Source organism: Mixta hanseatica, from assembly GCF_023517775.1.
In the GTDB taxonomy this organism is placed as follows: domain Bacteria; phylum Pseudomonadota; class Gammaproteobacteria; order Enterobacterales; family Enterobacteriaceae; genus Mixta; species Mixta hanseatica.
This window is the reverse complement of record NZ_CP082904.1, coordinates 3,655,404-3,671,966: the sequence shown is the minus strand read 5'-3', so window position 1 is coordinate 3,671,966 and position 16,563 is coordinate 3,655,404. Positions and strand designations below refer to the sequence as shown.

At 55.9% G+C, this 16,563-nt stretch carries 15 protein-coding genes and 1 riboswitch; of the genes, 9 read left to right on the top strand and 6 right to left on the bottom strand.

The genetic code is table 11. From position 1 onward, the window contains the following. Positions 1-20 precede the first annotated feature (20 nt). Entirely contained in the window at positions 21-2,879 is a 2,859-nt protein-coding gene (glnE, locus tag K6958_RS17460) for a bifunctional [glutamate--ammonia ligase]-adenylyl-L-tyrosine phosphorylase/[glutamate--ammonia-ligase] adenylyltransferase (protein WP_249892295.1), read from the top strand. A gap of 86 nt (positions 2,880-2,965) precedes the next feature. Next, entirely contained in the window at positions 2,966-4,387 is a 1,422-nt protein-coding gene (gene hldE / locus K6958_RS17455; RefSeq protein WP_249892294.1) for a bifunctional D-glycero-beta-D-manno-heptose-7-phosphate kinase/D-glycero-beta-D-manno-heptose 1-phosphate adenylyltransferase HldE, read from the top strand. 52 nt (positions 4,388-4,439) lie between these two features. Here the strand turns inward: hldE and ubiK are convergent, their stop codons facing one another. Beyond that, complete coding sequence (gene ubiK / locus K6958_RS17450; protein ID WP_249892293.1) at positions 4,440-4,868, bottom strand: ubiquinone biosynthesis accessory factor UbiK; 429 nt, start codon at positions 4,866-4,868, stop codon at positions 4,440-4,442. A gap of 146 nt (positions 4,869-5,014) precedes the next feature. After that, a riboswitch (FMN riboswitch) is annotated at positions 5,015-5,166 on the top strand. Between the two features lie 96 nt (positions 5,167-5,262). On the opposite strand from ubiK, the gene ribB reads away from it, so the two are divergent. Next, positions 5,263-5,919, top strand: coding sequence for a 3,4-dihydroxy-2-butanone-4-phosphate synthase (gene ribB, locus K6958_RS17445; RefSeq protein WP_249892292.1), 657 nt, complete (start codon positions 5,263-5,265; stop codon positions 5,917-5,919). A gap of 54 nt (positions 5,920-5,973) precedes the next feature. On the opposite strand, the gene K6958_RS17440 is transcribed toward ribB, so the two are convergent. Both K6958_RS17440 and zupT read right to left on the bottom strand, forming a co-directional pair. Further along, positions 5,974-6,357, bottom strand: coding sequence for a cell wall hydrolase (locus tag K6958_RS17440; RefSeq protein ID WP_249892291.1), 384 nt, complete (start codon positions 6,355-6,357; stop codon positions 5,974-5,976). A 142-nt stretch (positions 6,358-6,499) separates the two neighbouring features. After that, the gene (gene zupT / locus K6958_RS17435; protein ID WP_249892290.1) at positions 6,500-7,267 is read right to left on the bottom strand and encodes a zinc transporter ZupT; all 768 of its coding nucleotides are present in this window, start codon (positions 7,265-7,267) and stop codon (positions 6,500-6,502) included. 194 nt (positions 7,268-7,461) lie between these two features. Between zupT and ygiD the strand changes: the two genes are divergently transcribed. Then, a complete protein-coding gene (ygiD, locus tag K6958_RS17430; protein ID WP_249892289.1) occupies positions 7,462-8,247 on the top strand; it encodes a 4,5-DOPA-extradiol-dioxygenase in 786 nt (261 codons plus the stop codon). Between the two features lie 43 nt (positions 8,248-8,290). Here ygiD and K6958_RS17425 read toward each other — a convergent pair whose 3' ends face one another. From K6958_RS17425 to tolC, 3 genes are all read right to left on the bottom strand, one after another. Then, entirely contained in the window at positions 8,291-9,451 is a 1,161-nt protein-coding gene (locus K6958_RS17425; RefSeq protein WP_249892288.1) for a glutathionylspermidine synthase family protein, read from the bottom strand. A gap of 8 nt (positions 9,452-9,459) precedes the next feature. After that, the gene (locus K6958_RS17420) at positions 9,460-10,119 is read right to left on the bottom strand and encodes a DUF1190 family protein (protein WP_249892287.1); all 660 of its coding nucleotides are present in this window, start codon (positions 10,117-10,119) and stop codon (positions 9,460-9,462) included. A 197-nt stretch (positions 10,120-10,316) separates the two neighbouring features. Continuing rightward, positions 10,317-11,795, bottom strand: coding sequence for an outer membrane channel protein TolC (gene tolC / locus K6958_RS17415; protein ID WP_249892286.1), 1,479 nt, complete (start codon positions 11,793-11,795; stop codon positions 10,317-10,319). Positions 11,796-12,010: 215 nt separating this feature from the next. Between tolC and nudF the strand changes: the two genes are divergently transcribed. From nudF to parE, 5 genes are read left to right on the top strand one after another with little or no spacing between them, the layout of a single operon-like run. Further along, complete coding sequence (nudF, locus tag K6958_RS17410; RefSeq protein ID WP_249892285.1) at positions 12,011-12,646, top strand: ADP-ribose diphosphatase; 636 nt, start codon at positions 12,011-12,013, stop codon at positions 12,644-12,646. Beyond that, positions 12,643-13,068, top strand: coding sequence for a DUF1249 family protein (locus K6958_RS17405; RefSeq protein WP_249892284.1), 426 nt, complete (start codon positions 12,643-12,645; stop codon positions 13,066-13,068). Before nudF ends, K6958_RS17405 begins: the two co-directional genes overlap by 4 nt. A gap of 42 nt (positions 13,069-13,110) precedes the next feature. Beyond that, positions 13,111-13,938, top strand: a complete 828-nt coding sequence (gene cpdA / locus K6958_RS17400; RefSeq protein ID WP_249892283.1) for a 3',5'-cyclic-AMP phosphodiesterase — start codon at positions 13,111-13,113, stop codon at positions 13,936-13,938. A 2-nt stretch (positions 13,939-13,940) separates the two neighbouring features. Beyond that, positions 13,941-14,522 carry an esterase YqiA gene (gene yqiA, locus K6958_RS17395; protein WP_249892282.1) on the top strand — a complete coding sequence of 194 codons (582 nt, stop codon included), beginning with the start codon at positions 13,941-13,943 and terminating at the stop codon, positions 14,520-14,522. A 49-nt stretch (positions 14,523-14,571) separates the two neighbouring features. Beyond that, positions 14,572-16,467 carry a DNA topoisomerase IV subunit B gene (gene parE, locus K6958_RS17390; protein ID WP_249892281.1) on the top strand — a complete coding sequence of 632 codons (1,896 nt, stop codon included), beginning with the start codon at positions 14,572-14,574 and terminating at the stop codon, positions 16,465-16,467. Positions 16,468-16,563: the final 96 nt, after the last annotated feature.

Below are 16,563 nucleotides of genomic sequence, written 5' to 3'. Positions count from 1 at the left end.
TCATATTTCAGGGAGAAGCTATGCTGCCAACCTTAACCGCACCGCTGCCCGAACTGTTGCAGCAACAGGCAGAGAAAACGGCGGAGCGGCTGGATTGTACGCTTGCGTCACTAAGCCTGCAGCAGCAGGCCCTGCTGGCCTTCAGTGATTTTGTTGCCGATAGCCTGCAACAGCATCCGGAGTGGTGGCAGCAGCTAACGGAACAGACCCCGCAACCGGATGAATGGCAATGCTATGCCGACTGGCTCAACCAACAGCTGCAAACGGTAACGGATGAAACGGCGTTAATGCGTCAGCTGCGTCTGTTCCGGCGGCAGATGATGGTACGTATCGCCTGGATGCAGACCACGGGGGAAAGCGCTACCCAGGATACTCTCCAGCAGCTAAGCGTGCTGGCCGAAACCTTGATTGTCGCCGCGCGAGACTGGCTGTGGCAGGCCTGTTGTAACGATTTCGGTACCCCGTGCAACGCCGCAGGTGAGCCGCAGCCGCTGCTGATTCTCGGTATGGGCAAGTTAGGCGGCGGCGAGCTGAATTTCTCTTCTGATATCGATCTAATTTTTGTTTGGCCGGAAAACGGCTCGACCCGCGGCGGACGACGCGAGCTGGATAATGCGCAATTTTTCACCCGGCTGGGGCAACGGTTGATCAAAGTGCTCGACCAGCCGACGGCGGATGGCTTTGTTTATCGCGTCGATATGCGGCTGCGTCCTTTCGGCGACAGCGGGCCGCTGGTGATGAGCTTTGCGGCGCTGGAAGATTATTATCAGGAGCAGGGACGCGACTGGGAGCGTTATGCGATGGTGAAGGCGCGTCTGATGGGCAACAGCGACGATCGCTGGAGCCAGGAGCTGCAGCAGATGCTGCGGCCCTTTATTTATCGCCGCTACATTGATTTCAGCGTTATTCAGTCGCTGCGCAATATGAAAGGCATGATTGCGCGTGAAGTTCGACGACGCGGCCTGAAAGATAATATCAAACTGGGTGCTGGCGGGATTCGTGAAAGCGAGTTTATTGTGCAGGTGTTCCAGCTTATTCGCGGCGGGCGCGAGCGCACGCTTCAACAGCGCGCGCTATTGCCAACGCTCTCCGCCATTGAAGAGCTACATCTATTGACGCAGCCGCAGGCTAATGCGCTGCGCGAAGCCTACCTGTTTTTGCGCCGTTTAGAGAACCTGTTACAGAGCATCGCCGATGAACAAACGCAAACGCTGCCGACGGATGCGTTAAATCAGGCGCGCCTCGCCTGGGCGATGGGGTTTGCCGACTGGGCGACGCTACATCAGGCGCTGGAAAACCAGATGGCGCAGGTGCGGCTGATTTTTAACGAGCTGATCGGCGAGGATACGCCGGATAGTGCGGAAGAACACGAAAACCAGGGCATGACCGAGCTGTGGCTTGATAAGCTTGAGCAAAGCGATCTGCAGGCTCTGCTGGCGCATCTTGAGGAGTCGGCCCGTCAGCATCTTGCGCGTACGCTGCAGGCGTTTCGTCAGGATGTGGATAAACGCACTATTGGTCCGCGCGGTCGGCTGGCGCTCGATCAGCTGATGCCGCGTTTGTTGCATGAAGTCTGCATTCGCGCCGATGCGGATATCACGCTACAGCGTTTGATTCCCTTACTGCTGGGCGTGGTAACGCGCACCACCTATCTTGAACTGTTAACGGAATCCCCCGGCGCGCTGAAGCAGCTTATTCGGTTGTGCGCCGCCTCGCCGATGATCGCCAGCCAGCTGGCGCGCTATCCGCTGTTGCTGGATGAGCTGCTCGATCCCGCCACGCTGTATCAGCCCACCGCAACGGATGCCTACCGTGATGAGCTGCGCCAGTATCTGCTGCGTATCCCTGAAGATGATGAAGAGCAACAGCTGGAAGCGCTGCGCCAGTTTAAGCAGGTACAGCAGTTGCGTATCGCCGCGGCGGATATCGCGGGCACGCTGCCGGTGATGAAAGTAAGCGATCACCTCACCTGGCTGGCCGAAGCAATTATTCAGGCTGTTGTGCAGCAGGCCTGGAATATGATGACGCAGCGCTACGGCAGACCATCGCATCTGCAGCAGGGCGATCGCGGCTTTGCCGTAGTCGGCTATGGCAAGCTGGGCGGCTGGGAACTGGGTTACAGCTCCGATCTCGATCTGGTTTTTTTGCATAACTGTCCGCCTGATGCGGTGACCGATGGCGAACGCGCTATCGACGGCCGCCAGTTTTATTTACGCCTGGCGCAGCGGGTGATGCACCTGTTCAGCACCCGTACCTCATCCGGGATTCTGTATGAAGTGGATGCGCGCTTGCGGCCTTCCGGCTCGGCCGGAATGCTGGTCAGCACGCTGGACGCGTTTGAGGAGTATCAGCGTAACGATGCCTGGACCTGGGAGCATCAGGCACTGGTCAGGGCGCGAATCGTTTATGGCGAGCCGGCGCTCAGCCAGCGCTTTGACGCGATCCGCCGCCACATCCTCTGCTTACCGCGCGATGCCGCAACGCTGCAAACCGAAGTGCGCGAAATGCGCGAAAAAATGTATGCTCATCTGAGCCATAAACACAAAGGCCGCTGGGATATTAAAGCGGATGAGGGCGGCATTACCGATATTGAATTTATTACTCAATATCTGCTGCTGTGTTATGCGGCGCAGGAGCCTAAGCTAACGGCATGGTCAGATAACGTACGCATCCTCGAACTGCTGGCCCGGCACCGCAAAATATCCCAACAGGAAGCGGATGCCTTGACGCAGGCCTACGTTACGCTGCGCGACGAGTTGCATCATCTGGCGCTGCAGGAGCAGGCCGGGCACGTGGCGATGGCGTTGTTTATGCGTGAGCGGCAGGAGGTGCAGGCGAGCTGGCAGCGCTGGCTGCAAACTATGCCAGCGGAGCGCTAAAAGAACCGCAATGGGCGAATCAGCGTTTTAACGCAGCTGTGTTATTATCGCGCGCAATATTTTTACTGCAGTCTGGAGTCTCTGTAATGAAAGTGACACTGCCCGAATTTAACCGTGCAGAAGTGCTGGTCGTCGGCGATGTGATGCTGGATCGCTACTGGTATGGCCCTACCAGCCGTATTTCGCCGGAAGCGCCGGTGCCGGTAGTGAAAGTGGACAATGTCGAAGAGCGTCCTGGCGGCGCGGCTAACGTGGCGATGAACATCGCTGCGCTGGGCGCATCGTCGCGTCTTATCGGCCTGACGGGCATTGATGACGCCGCCCGCGCGCTGGGCGTCAGCCTGCAAAACGTTAATGTAAAATGCGATTTTGTGGCGTTGCCAACGCACCCGACGATCACCAAACTGCGCGTGCTTTCCCGTAACCAACAGCTGATCCGTCTCGATTTTGAAGAGGGATTTGCCGGTATCGATCCTGAGCCGCTTCATCAGCGTATCGCCGCCGCGCTGCCGCGCTCCGGCGCGCTGGTGCTCTCTGATTACGCGAAAGGGGCGCTGGCCAGCGTACAGCAGATGATCCAGCTGGCGCGCGTGGCGAACGTGCCGGTGCTGGTGGATCCGAAAGGTACTGATTTTGAACGCTACCGTGGCGCAACGTTGCTGACCCCGAATCTCTCTGAGTTTGAGGCCGTGGTAGGTAAATGTCAGGATGAAGCGCAGATTGTTGAGCGTGGCATGCAACTGGTGGCGGACTATGAACTCTCGGCGCTGCTGGTAACCCGCTCTGAAAACGGCATGACGCTGCTGCAACCGGGCAAGGCTCCGCTGCATTTACCTACGCAGGCGCAGGAAGTTTATGACGTGACCGGCGCAGGCGATACCGTAATTGGCGTGCTGGCCGCCTCGCTGGCGTCTGGCGACGATCTGGAAGCGGCCTGTTTCCTCGCTAATGCGGCGGCAGGCGTGGTGGTCGGCAAACTGGGCACCTCAACCGTATCGCCGGTTGAACTGGAAAACGCTATCCATGCCCGTCCGGAAAGCGGCTTCGGCATTATGGATGAAGCGCAGCTGAAGGATGCGGTGGCGCTGGCGCGTCAGCGTGGCGAAAAAGTGGTGATGACCAATGGCGTTTTTGACATTCTGCACGCCGGTCATGTCTCTTATTTATCAAATGCCCGTAAGCTGGGCGATCGCCTGATTGTGGCGGTTAACAGCGATGCGTCAACCCGACGCCTGAAGGGCGACAGCCGTCCGGTCAATCCGCTGGAAAACCGTATGATTGTGCTGGGTGCGCTGGAATCGGTCGACTGGGTGGTCTCTTTTGAAGAGGATACCCCGCAACGACTGATCGCGGGCGTTCTGCCCGATCTGCTGGTAAAAGGCGGCGACTATAAACCGGAAGAGATTGCCGGTAGTGAAGAGGTCTGGGCTAACGGCGGAGAAGTGCGCGTGCTGAATTTTGAGGACGGTATTTCTACCACCAATATCATCAAGCGGATTCGTTCATAAGCACGAGTAACCCACAACGGCAGGCTAAAGTAATTTTAGCCTGCCGATAGCATTAGCGGTTAGGGTCTTCTGTTTTCACCGCATCATCTGAAGCAGGCGATGCCGGGGTGGCCGGAGTCGCTGCCGCTGATGCCGGAGTGGCAGCAGGCGATGTCGGCGGTGCGGTGACCGTATTAGTCTGCGAGCTCTGCATGGTAGAGGTTACCGGCGTGCTGGACGCGGTGGCGGACGCCGTATTTCCGCTTTGGCTTTCCAGGGCCGCCAGGCGCTGTTCCAGCACCGCGAGCTTTTCACGGGTGCGCAGCAGTACCTGCGTCTGCACATCAAACTCTTCGCGGTTTACCAGGTCCATACGCGTCAGCTGCGCCTGCAGGACCTGGCGAATTTTCTTCTCAACATCATCGCCAAATTCGCGAATGCCTTTCGGCATTGCTTCATGTACCTGACGAGCAAGTTGTTCAATTTTTTTCGGGTCAATCATGGCCGTTTCCTGGTCGCAACAAAGTTAACTTAAGTGTAATGCCTGTCTGAAAAAGGATAAACCTAAAATGGCAGTTGCCTGTGTTGCATAAGCATATGCTGCTATTGCACGTTGCCGCAAAGGATGTTTGGCGCTATAGTAAATTCGCTTATTCTCAGGGCGGGGCGAAATTCCCCACCGGCGGTAAATCAGCATCAGCTGAAAGCCCGCGAGCGCTTCCGGTTTCATAACTGGAAGGTCAGCAGATCCGGTGCAATTCCGGGGCCGACGGTTAAAGTCCGGATGGGAGAGGATAACGGTTCTGTCGAGCCCTGGCTCGCCTCGCGTTATTTTTATGCACTCCTCAAGCACGCCCTGATTCTGGTAACCACAATATTGATAAGGTTAATTTACCATGAATCAGACGCTACTTTCTGAATTTGGCACGCCGGAACAGCGTGTAGAACGCGCCATCGCCGCTTTACGCGAAGGTCGTGGTGTAATGGTCCTCGATGACGAAAATCGTGAAAACGAAGCAGATATGATTTTCGCGGCGGAAACCATGACCGTTGAACAAATGGCTTTAACCATTCGTCATGGCAGCGGCATCGTCTGTCTGTGTCTGACTGAGCAGCAGCGCCAGCTGCTGGATCTGCCGATGATGGTAGAGAACAATACCAGCTCTTTCGGCACCGGTTTTACCGTGACCATTGAGGCTGCGCAGGGCGTAACCACCGGCGTTTCCGCGCAGGATCGTCTGACCACTATTCGTACCGCCATCGCAGACAACGCCCGCCCCAGCGATCTCAATCGCCCGGGCCACGTTTTCCCTCTGCGTGCGCGTGACGGCGGCGTATTAACACGTGGCGGTCATACCGAAGCGACCATTGATCTGGTTTCGCTGGCAGGTTTTAAACCGGCTGGCGTGCTGTGTGAGCTGACCAATGACGACGGCACCATGGCCCACGCGCCAGAAGCGATCGTCTTCGCTAAACAGCATAATATGCCGCTGGTAACGATTGAAGATCTGATCGCTTACCGTCGCAGCCATGAGACGCGCCAGGCTAGCTAAAACGCGCTGCCGCTATCAGCAATAAAAAAGCCGGGATAATTATCCCGGCTTTTTTTATCGCTTTGCATAGAAGATATGGTTGCCAATGGTTGCGGTTTGCGAAAATGCGCTGCGCCAGGCGGGCGTGACCGTTTGATTGTGATAGTAGGTTGCGCCATTAGTCACATCAGAAAGCTCGCCGTTAACAATCTGGTGAGCTATCTGTTGTGCCCGCTGCCAGCTTTTATCATTTTTTGCTGGATAGCTGAATGCGTTTTTCTTTAAGTGAGTCCATGAAAACTGTTTTGGTGCGTAAACGACCGGACAAATTTGTGTCACATCCCAGTTAGCACGATTCATTGTTACCGATGCTACGGCTATCTGTCCTTTTAGCGGTTCCCCACGCGCTTCATGATATATATTCATAGCCAGGCAAAGAATGGCACCTTGAACCAGCATAGTAATTCCGTCATTAATCAGAGGTGACGGGAGTTTACGAAGCGGCAGAGAGCAAACATAGCAGACAGGTCTTGAAAATTCCTCCGAGGAACTATGTTATTGATATATCATTGCCCGTGTGATTATTTTCAGATTAAGATCATTAGCCTATCCCGCTGGTTTGTAGCAGTGTCAGACTAAAACCCATCACCGTCATGCCACATAAAACGCCATAGCTTGGATTACTGTGTGGATCGATATCACGCGCCAGCGGCATCAGCTCATCAACGGACAACGCCACCATAATACCGGCTACCGCTGCCATAATCGCTGCAATCAGCACCGGTGAAATCGCCGGGCCGAGCAACCAGAACGCCAACACGCCGCCCAAAATCTCCGCCATACCGGAAATACAGGCCCAGAAAAGCGCGCGTGCTTTTGACCCGGTTGCGGCATACATCGGACCGGCAACCGCCAGGCCTTCCGGGATATTATGAATCGCAACCGCTAAGGCGATGCCCAGCCCCAGCTCCAGATCGCTGCTGGCGGTAACAAAAGTCGCAATGCCTTCCGGGAAGTTATGCAGACTAATCCCCAGCGTCAGTAAAATCGCCGTACGCCGTAGGCTGCGCGGCGGCTGGTTGGGCGCCATCAAATCTTGTGGATGCTGATGCGGCAGCAAACGATCAAGCGCGAAATAACCGAGCAGACCCAGCAGAAACATGCCGTAGCCTAACAACGGCGACATACCCGGCGTATGTAACGCAGCAGGCAGCATCTCCATCAGCGAAATGAGCAGCATAATGCCCGCCGCAAATCCCAGCGCAAACGCCAGCATACGGTTGGAAGGTTTCTGGCCTATCACGCCTAAAAACGCGCCAACGAACGTTGCCGCGCCAGCCAAAATCGTCAGCAGTAAAGGAACTGACATTACAATCTCCCGAATGATAATAATTCTTATCAAGACTATTTAAATTCTGACAAAAAGCGAGAGGGTATTAGGTAAAGTTTTGTCTGAGTAACCGTCAAAAATTTTGAAAATGATCGTCATGCTTATCCGCCAGCATTAGGCTGCTAAAACGCGTAAGGTATTTTTCAACCGAATCACCGCCTGTTGAGGATGCGATGACCCTCTTACGCATGCCCGCGCTGTTTTTGGGACACGGTAGCCCAATGAACGTGCTGGAAGAAAATAACTATACCCGAACCTGGCGCGAGCTGGGCGCAACGCTGCCAAAACCGCAGGCTATCGTGGCTATCTCTGCCCACTGGTATACACGGGGAACCGCAGTGACCGCCATGAACAATCCACGCACCATCCATGATTTCGGCGGTTTTCCGCAGGCACTGTTTGATACCCGTTATGACGCGCCCGGCTCACCTGCGCTGGCGCAGAAGGTGGCCGAGGCGTTGGCGCCGTTAGCGGTACATCTGGACCAGAGCTGGGGGCTGGATCATGGCGCATGGGGCGTTTTAATCAAAATGTACCCCCATGCAGATATTCCGGTGGTGCAGCTGAGTATTGATGGGACACAGCCGACGGCGTGGCATTTTCAGCTGGGGCAAAAGCTGGCGGCGCTGCGCGAGCAGGGCGTGATGCTGGTCGCCAGCGGCAACGTGGTGCATAACCTGCGTATGGCACGCTGGCAGGATGATAGTGAAGCGTATCCGTGGGCCAGCGCTTTTAATCAGTATGTACGCGATAATCTAAACTGGCAGGGCCCGGCGACAGAACATCCGCTGGTGAATTTTATGCAGCATCCGGGCGCTGCGCTGGCTAATCCAACGCCGGAACATTATCTGCCGCTGCTGTATATATTAGGCGCGCGTCAGCCAGACGAGGCGGTCACCGTGCCGGTAGACGGCGTCGTGATGTCGGCGCTGAGCATGTTATCAGTGCGGGTAGGATAAAGCTGGAACGATAAAACGGGCAGCCGCGAGCCGCCCGTTTCCGTTATTCAATAAAAGCGTGCGGGTAGAAGCGCGACAGATCCTGGGTGATTAACGCCCGATCTTCACGCAGACCGATACCGGCAGGCTGATCGTTCACCAGCCAGCTGCCGATCAGCGTGTAGCTGTCGCCGAACTGCGCCAGTGGATGAAACTGCTGCACAATCATGCCTTCTTCGCCATACGGGCCATCAACGCGGGCGATTTCCTGCCCATTGTCCACGATGCGGATATTGGCGCCTTCGCGGGAAAATAACGGCTTCACCACGTATTTATCCATGGCGGGCACATTATCTTCAGCAAAGTAAGCTGGCAGGAGATTCGGGTGATTAGGGAACATCTGCCAGAGCATGGGTAGCAGCGCTTTATTAGAGAGAATGCTCTTCCAGGCTGGCTCCAGCCAGCGCACGCCGGCATCGTTGAGCTTGGTTGAGAAGACCTCGCGCAGCATAAATTCCCACGGATAGAGCTTAAACAGATTACCGATTACCTGATCGTTGAGATCGGTAAACTGACCTTTCTCGCCCAGCCCAATCTCATCAATAAACAGGAATTCGCTCGGCAGCCCCGCCTCGCTGGCGCAATCCTGCAGATACTGCACCGTGCCGCGATCTTCTTCGCTATCGCGATAGCAGGTAAAGTGCAGCAGACCAAAGCCATGCTGCTGATGCAGTACCGCGAAACGCTCAATCAATTTTTCCTGCAAACTGTTGAACTGATCGCTGCCCGCCGGCAGTTTGCCCGCTTTAAGCTGATCCTCCAGCCACAGCCACTGAAAAAACGCGGCCTCATACAATGAGGTGGGCGTATCGGCATTGTTTTCCAGCAGCTTTGCGTCGCCGCTGCCGCCCCAGGCTAAATCGAGACGTGAATAGAGCGAGGGCTGCGAGGTTTTCCACGAGGTGCGAACAAAGTCCCACGTATGTTTAGGGATACGGAATTTCGCCAGCAGCTCTTCGCTGTTGACCACCTTATCCACCACCTGTAAGCACATCTGGTGCAGTTCGGCGGTGGTCTCTTCAAGGTAATCAATTTGCGCCAGGGTAAACTGATAATAAGCTTCCTCGCACCAGTACGGCTCGTCATACATGGTATGAAAACCAAAACCGTACTCGGTCGCGCGGGCGCGCCAGTCAGGACGTTCTGCAATAGCAATACGTTTCATAAGGCCGGTTAGCCCCCCAGCGAGCGGCTGCTGGTGCCGGTAGCGCTGCTGCGCTGCATGCTCGACTGTTTCGCCACGGTTTCGCCAAAGCCGCCACGCGTCACGGTGCTGGTGGTGGCTGGTTTCGGCGCCAGCGCGGTTTTCGGCACCGTCATGGTGCGGCCCGGCGTCGCGGCGCCGTAGTTGCGGCCGCTGGCGTCGACGAACTTACCGTTCATCGGGCTGGCCGGGTTTTTCGAGCTAAACAGCGGCTGGGCGGCAAAACCTGCGCCGCCGCCCATCATGCGGCCCATCATATAGCCCGCCATCAACGGCATCCAGAAACTGCCGCTCTGATGTGCTTCCGCATTGGTGCCAGCCTGAGCTGGAGCCTGCTGACACTGCGCCTCGCCAAACTCGGCTACGCACTCTTCACGCGAAGCATATTTCGGCGCGGTTTTTTCTGCCTCTTTCAGCGCATTGTTGTAAGCGGTGGTGCACTGTTCGCTCTGGCCTGGATTGGCTTTGGTACAGTCATCGGCGTTTTGATAAAGCGAAACCGTTTCATCTGCCTGTTCACAGCCGGCCAGCATAAAAACGGCAGTAACGGCCAACGCCACTGGCGTCAGATGACGAGCGCGCCAGCTCTTACGGAAGGCGTCGCGATTAATATTTTTTGTCCGTTTCATGGGATAGTCCTCTGCCCAAAGGTAGCGCAAAGGATAGGTGAAACCGGTTTAAAAATGAAGCAACAGACAGCGCTGTGCCTGTATCTTTACGTAGCTATACGTTCAAATGCGAGAAGGGATTAAAACAGGGAGGAAACGGCTGCAAAAGTGAGGAATACGGCCACGAAATTAACTGACTTCGTGGCCGGGATTCAGGCTTAGTGGCTAAACGGATTGCCGCTCTGACGCGCCGCTGCGGGACGTGCCGCCGCTGGCGCTGAAGCGCCGTTTGGGCCGGCGGCAGCCTGCAGGTTGGTGCCCCGATCGGCTGCCGCATCCTGCTGCGGGTTTTCTGGCGCTACCGTTTCCGGCGAAGTCGGGATTTCTTTGCCCAGGCTGGCGTTCAGCGCGGTCAGATCCTCTTCGTTCAGCGTGCCGAGCGCAGATTTGATGTTCAACTGATTAATCAGGTAATCGTAACGGGCATCCGAAAGCTGCTGCTTGGCGTTGTACAGCGTGGTGGTGGCATCCAGCACATCAACGATAGTACGCGTACCCACCTGATAACCCGCTTCCATCGCATCCAGAGAGCTCTGAGCAGAAACCACGGCCTGCTCGTAGGCTTCAATGCTGCTGATAGAGGCGTTAACGTTGTTAAAGGAGGAACGCACGGTCTGTACGGCTGAGCGATGCGCGCTTTCCAGCTGCTCGCTGGCGCTGACAAACGCGTACTGCGCCTGCTTCACCTGAGAGGTGACCGCGCCGCCGCTGTACAACGGCAGGTTGAAGCTCAGGCCAACCTGATTATTTCCGCTAATGCTGTCGTTTTGTACCGCACGGCTGCCGCCATATTTATTGTTGGAGAGGCCGGTAGAAGCGTTCAAATCCAGCGTCGGCATATGACCGGACTCATAATAGCGGATCTGTTCGCGCGCCAGGTCCTGCGACAGGCGAGCGGATAACAGGCTCAGGTTGCGGCTTTCCGCCTCTTTCAGTAAAGCGCTCACCGGCTGCGGCTTATCGGTGCGGAAGCGGTCGATATTCAGCGATGCCAGCGTCGGGTAGTAGTTGCCGGTCACCTGGCGCAGCGTCTCTACCGCGTTATCCAGGGCATTACGCGCCGTGACTTCGTTCGCCAGCACGTTATCATACTGCGCGCGGGCGTTTTGCACGTCGGTGATAGCGACCAGGCCGACGTTAAAACGCTGGGTGGTCTGATCAAGCTGACGGTAAATAGACTGTTTCTGCGCTTCAATATAGGAAAGCGCATCAATGGCGCGCAGCACGTTGAAATAGGCGGTGGCGGTGTTCAGCATCAGGTTCTGCTGAGCCGTCTGCCAGGTGACGTCCTGAATGCCCGCATTCTTTTCCTGCAGCGTCAGGGAGCGCCATTTGCTCATATCAAAAATAGTTTGTGTTAACTGCAGCGAGCCGCTGGTGGTATTCGAATGGGTATCACGCGCATCGCGGTAGCCGCTGTTATAGGTATAATCGACGCCAAGGCCCAGCTGAGGCAGCAACGGACTACGCGCTTCGTTAATCTTTTCAAATGCCGCGTCACGATCCGCCGCAGAGCTGCGCAAATCAGGGTTAGTCAATCGGGCCTGTTGATAGATCTGCAGCAGGTTCTCCGCCTGACTCGCCATGCTGAAGCCGCCCAGGCTCAGGCCAATAAGTAAAGGGAGCAGTTTCTTCATTTGCATTCCTTGTAGTGCAGCAAAGTTGCTATGGTAGCGCTGACATAAGCTAAAAAAATATGCGCCGATTCTAGCAGAGTGTGCCAGAGTGATAAGTTGGCTGAACGTGCCATCTTCCGTTAATTTACGTAAATAATTCATAAAGAACCACCCTCCCGGGCGGAGTCTGGTTGAAACCATTCACCGCGCCCCCCACTGTAAAGGACACCGGCTTTATGGTTAAAAACGCAAAATACCCTGTGACTTTCAGCAAAAACGATGTAGAAATTATTGCACGCGAGCCACTGTATGAAGGTTTTTTTTCTTTAGTACGCTATCGTTTCCGTCACCGCCTGTTTAACGGTGAAATGAGCAAAGAAGTCGTGCGCGAAGTTTTTGAGCGCGGACATGCCGCAGTCCTGCTACCCTATGATCCCCAGCGCGATGAAGTGGTGCTGATCGAACAGATCCGCATTCCCGCTTATGATACCAGCCCAACGCCCTGGCTACTGGAATTAGTGGCCGGGATCATTGAGCCTGGCGAAAACGTTGAGCAGGTGGTGCGTCGCGAGGCGATGGAAGAAGCGGGTTTAACAGTAAAACGTGTAGAACCGGTGATTAACTACCTGGCCAGCCCAGGTGGCACCAGCGAGCGCCTGTCGGTGCTGGTGGGAGAAGTGGATGCCAGCGTGGCGCAGGGATGCCACGGTCTGGAGGAAGAGAATGAGGATATTCTTGTTCATGTGGTGAGCCGCGAACAGGCTTACCGCTGGGTGGAAGAGGGGAAAATCGACAACGCGGCCTCCGTCATCGCGCTGCAATGGCTGATGCTGCACTATGAGAAATTGCGAAAAGAGTGGAATCCAACATGATCAAGCGCTACGTCCCTGATTTTCCCGAAATGATGCGGTTGAGCGAAACGAACTTCGCCCAGCTGCGTCGGCTACTGCCGCGCAATGATGAAGCGGGGGCCTCGGTGACCTATCAGGTAAACGGCGCCAGCTATAGCATTACCATTATTGAATCTACGCGTTACACCACCCTGGTTGAGATTCGTCAGACCGCGCCTGCCGTCAGCTACTGGAGTCTGCCTTCAATGTCTGTCAGGCTATATCACGATGCGATGGTTGCTGAAGTGTGTTCAACACAGCAGATCTATCGTTTTAAAGCGCGTTATGATTACCCGAATAAAAAATTGCACCAGCGTGATGAAAAGCATCAAATCAACCAGTTTCTTGCTGACTGGCTGCGTTATTGTCTATCGCACGGAGCCATGGCCGTCCCGGCCTGGTAAGCCGCAATAACCTTGATATGGCGTAGAGATTAAGGACATTTTTTGGATAGCCTGCTAAAACTTCCTGTGGTGAGTGGGGCCAATATCAGGATATTACAAATCACGGATACCCACCTTTTTTCAGGCAAGCATGAAACGCTGCTGGGCGTGAATACCTGGGCCAGTTTCAATGCGGTGCTGGAAGCCATTGAGGTGGAGCAGCGGCCGATCGATCTGATCATCGCCACCGGCGATCTGGCGCAGGACCACTCGCCTGAAGCCTATCAGCACTTTGCTGAGGGTATTGCGCGTCTGCCGGCGCCCTGCGTCTGGCTGCCGGGCAATCACGATTTCCAGCCCACCATGTACGATACGCTGGCGCATTCAGGCATTGCGGAAGCCAAGCAGGTGCTGCTGGGCGAGCAGTGGCAGCTGGTGCTGCTCGACAGCCAGGTGGCGGGCGTGCCGCACGGCATGCTTAGCGATTATCAGCTCGACTGGCTGGACAAAACGCTGGCGCAACATGCGCACCGCCATACGCTGGTGCTGCTGCATCATCATCCGCTGCCGTCGGGTTGTACCTGGCTGGATCAGCATAGCCTACGCAATGCGCACGCCCTGGACGCGGTGCTGCAGTCATGGCCGCTGGCGAAGACGCTCATTTGCGGCCATATTCATCAGGAGATGGATGTGGACTGGCACGGACGGCGGTTATTAGCCACGCCGTCAACCTGCGTTCAGTTCAAGCCGCACTGCACCAACTTTACCATTGATGCCGTCGCGCCGGGCTGGCGCTGGCTGGAACTCGACGACAGCGGCGCGGTGCAAACGCAGGTCCAGCGCCTGTCGACCCGCGCCTTTACGCCCGATCTTGATTCCGAAGGTTACTAAGCATGGCGACGCTGCTCTATCTGCACGGTTTCAACAGCTCTCCCGCCTCGGCGAAGGCGACGCAACTGCAGCGCTGGCTGACTCAACATCATCCAGCGGTGACGATGCTGGTGCCGCAGCTGCCCGCTTTTCCAGGCGAGGCGGCGCAAATGCTGGAAGAGATGGTGATGGCGCGCGCCGGCGAACCGTTGGGCGTTGTGGGCTCCTCGCTGGGTGGCTACTACGCCACCTGGCTGTCGCAGTGCTTTACCTTACCGGCGGTGGTAATCAACCCGGCGGTGCGTCCTTTTGACCTGTTGCTCAATTATCTTGGCACCAACGAGAATCCATACACCGGCCAAAAATATGTGTTAGAGTCTCGCCACATTTACGATCTGAAGGTCATGCAGATTGACCCGCTTGAGTCGCCGGATTTGCTTTGGCTACTGCAGCAGACGGGTGATGAGGTGCTCGATTATCGTCAGGCACTGGATTACTACCAGGCCTGTCGCCAGACGGTCGAAGAGGGCGGCAATCACGCCTTTACCGGATTCGAACGCTTTTTCCCTTCGATTCTTGACTTTATCGGTCTGAATCGCGCCTGATGCCAGGATCGTATAACTCTTTTTTCACCCACCAATTCAGAACGATACGATGACTCAATCCAGCTATAACGCTAAAGACATTGAGGTACTCAGCGGCCTCGAACCCGTTCGTCGTCGTCCGGGAATGTACACCGATACCTCGCGCCCTAACCATCTGGGACAGGAAGTTATCGATAACAGTGTTGATGAAGCGTTGGCCGGCCATGCAAAACGCGTGGAGGTCATTCTACACGCCGATCAGTCACTGGAAGTGATCGATGACGGGCGCGGTATGCCGGTCGATATTCATCCGGAAGAGGGCGTTCCGGCGGTTGAGCTGATCTTCTGCCGCCTGCATGCCGGCGGCAAATTTTCCAATAAAAACTATCAGTTTTCCGGCGGTCTGCATGGCGTCGGGATTTCCGTGGTTAACGCCCTGTCGAAACGCGTCGAAGTCACGGTGCGCCGTAATGGCGAAGTGTACGATATGGCCTTTGAAAACGGCGATAAAGTGCAGGATCTGACCGTTACCGGCACGGTGGCTAAACGCAATACCGGGACGCGCGTGCGTTTCTGGCCGGACGGCAGCTTTTTCGACAGCCCGCGCTTCTCCGTTTCACGTCTGTCGCATCTGCTGAAGGCGAAAGCGGTGCTTTGCCCAGGCGTTGAGATCGTGTTCAAAGATAAGGTCAATAATACCGAGCAGAGCTGGTGCTATCAGGATGGCCTCACCGATTATTTGAGCGAGGCGGTAAACGGCCTGATCACGCTGCCGGAAACCCCATTTGTTGGCAGTTTCGCGGGTGATGTCGAAGCGGTGGACTGGGCGTTGCTGTGGCTGCCGGAAGGCGGCGATCTGCTGGCGGAAAGCTATGTTAACCTGATCCCGACCATGCAGGGCGGCACTCACGTCAACGGCCTGCGTCAGGGCCTGCTTGATGCGATGCGTGATTTCTGTGAGTACCGCAATATCCTGCCGCGCGGCGTGAAGCTGTCAGCGGAGGATATCTGGGATCGCTGCGCTTACGTGCTATCGGTAAAAATGCAGGATCCGCAGTTCGCCGGGCAAACCAAAGAGCGTCTCTCTTCCCGTCAGTGCGCGGCGTTTGTTGCCGGCGTGGTTAAGGATGCCTTCAGCCTGTGGCTTAACCAGAACGTGCAGGCGGCAGAGCAGCTGGCGGAGCTGGCTATCTCCAGCGCTCAGCGTCGTATGCGCGCAGCGAAAAAAGTGGTGCGTAAAAAGCTCACCAGCGGTCCGGCGCTGCCTGGTAAGCTGGCCGACTGCACCGCGCAGGATTTAAGTAAAACCGAACTGTTCCTGGTAGAAGGGGATTCCGCAGGCGGCTCCGCCAAGCAGGCGCGCGATCGCGAATATCAGGCGATCATGCCGCTGAAAGGTAAGATCTTAAATACCTGGGAAGTCTCTTCAGACGAAGTGCTGGCGTCGCAGGAAGTGCATGATATCTCCGTCGCCATCGGCATCGATCCGGACAGCGAAGATCTTAGCCAGCTGCGTTACGGCAAGATCTGTATCCTGGCGGATGCGGATTCAGACGGCCTGCATATCGCCACGCTGCTGTGCGCGCTGTTTGTTAAGCACTTCCGCTCGCTGGTTAAAGGCGGCCACGTTTATGTGGCGATGCCGCCGCTTTACCGCATCGATTTGGGTAAAGAGGTGTGGTACGCGCTGGATGAAGAAGAGAAGGATGGCGTGCTGGAGCAGCTGAAGCGTAAGAAAGGCAAGCCGAACGTGCAGCGTTTTAAAGGCCTGGGCGAGATGAACCCGATGCAGCTGCGCGAAACCACGCTCGATCCTAATACGCGTCGCCTGGTGCAGCTTACCATTGATGATGAAGACGTGGACCAGACGCTGGCGATGATGGATATGCTGCTGGCGAAAAAGCGTTCAGAAGATCGTCGCAACTGGCTGCAGGAAAAAGGCGATAAGGCAGAGATCGAGGTATAAGTCTCAGATTGCCGATATGCCGCAATAAAAAACCGCCCGTTCATCGTCGATGCCCGGGCGGTTTGCATTGATAGCAGATTATTTTTTTCTTGCGCG

Coding starts and splice junctions, on each gene's coding strand:
- glnE (WP_249892295.1), top strand. CDS start 21: ATGCTGCCAACCTTAACCGCACCGCTGCCCGAACTGTTGCAGCAACAG.
- hldE (WP_249892294.1), top strand. CDS start 2,966: ATGAAAGTGACACTGCCCGAATTTAACCGTGCAGAAGTGCTGGTCGTC.
- ubiK (WP_249892293.1), bottom strand. CDS start 4,868: ATGATTGACCCGAAAAAAATTGAACAACTTGCTCGTCAGGTACATGAA.
- ribB (WP_249892292.1), top strand. CDS start 5,263: ATGAATCAGACGCTACTTTCTGAATTTGGCACGCCGGAACAGCGTGTA.
- K6958_RS17440 (WP_249892291.1), bottom strand. CDS start 6,357: ATGCTGGTTCAAGGTGCCATTCTTTGCCTGGCTATGAATATATATCAT.
- zupT (WP_249892290.1), bottom strand. CDS start 7,267: ATGTCAGTTCCTTTACTGCTGACGATTTTGGCTGGCGCGGCAACGTTC.
- ygiD (WP_249892289.1), top strand. CDS start 7,462: ATGACCCTCTTACGCATGCCCGCGCTGTTTTTGGGACACGGTAGCCCA.
- K6958_RS17425 (WP_249892288.1), bottom strand. CDS start 9,451: ATGAAACGTATTGCTATTGCAGAACGTCCTGACTGGCGCGCCCGCGCG.
- K6958_RS17420 (WP_249892287.1), bottom strand. CDS start 10,119: ATGAAACGGACAAAAAATATTAATCGCGACGCCTTCCGTAAGAGCTGG.
- tolC (WP_249892286.1), bottom strand. CDS start 11,795: ATGAAGAAACTGCTCCCTTTACTTATTGGCCTGAGCCTGGGCGGCTTC.
- nudF (WP_249892285.1), top strand. CDS start 12,011: ATGGTTAAAAACGCAAAATACCCTGTGACTTTCAGCAAAAACGATGTA.
- K6958_RS17405 (WP_249892284.1), top strand. CDS start 12,643: ATGATCAAGCGCTACGTCCCTGATTTTCCCGAAATGATGCGGTTGAGC.
- yqiA (WP_249892282.1), top strand. CDS start 13,941: ATGGCGACGCTGCTCTATCTGCACGGTTTCAACAGCTCTCCCGCCTCG.
- parE (WP_249892281.1), top strand. CDS start 14,572: ATGACTCAATCCAGCTATAACGCTAAAGACATTGAGGTACTCAGCGGC.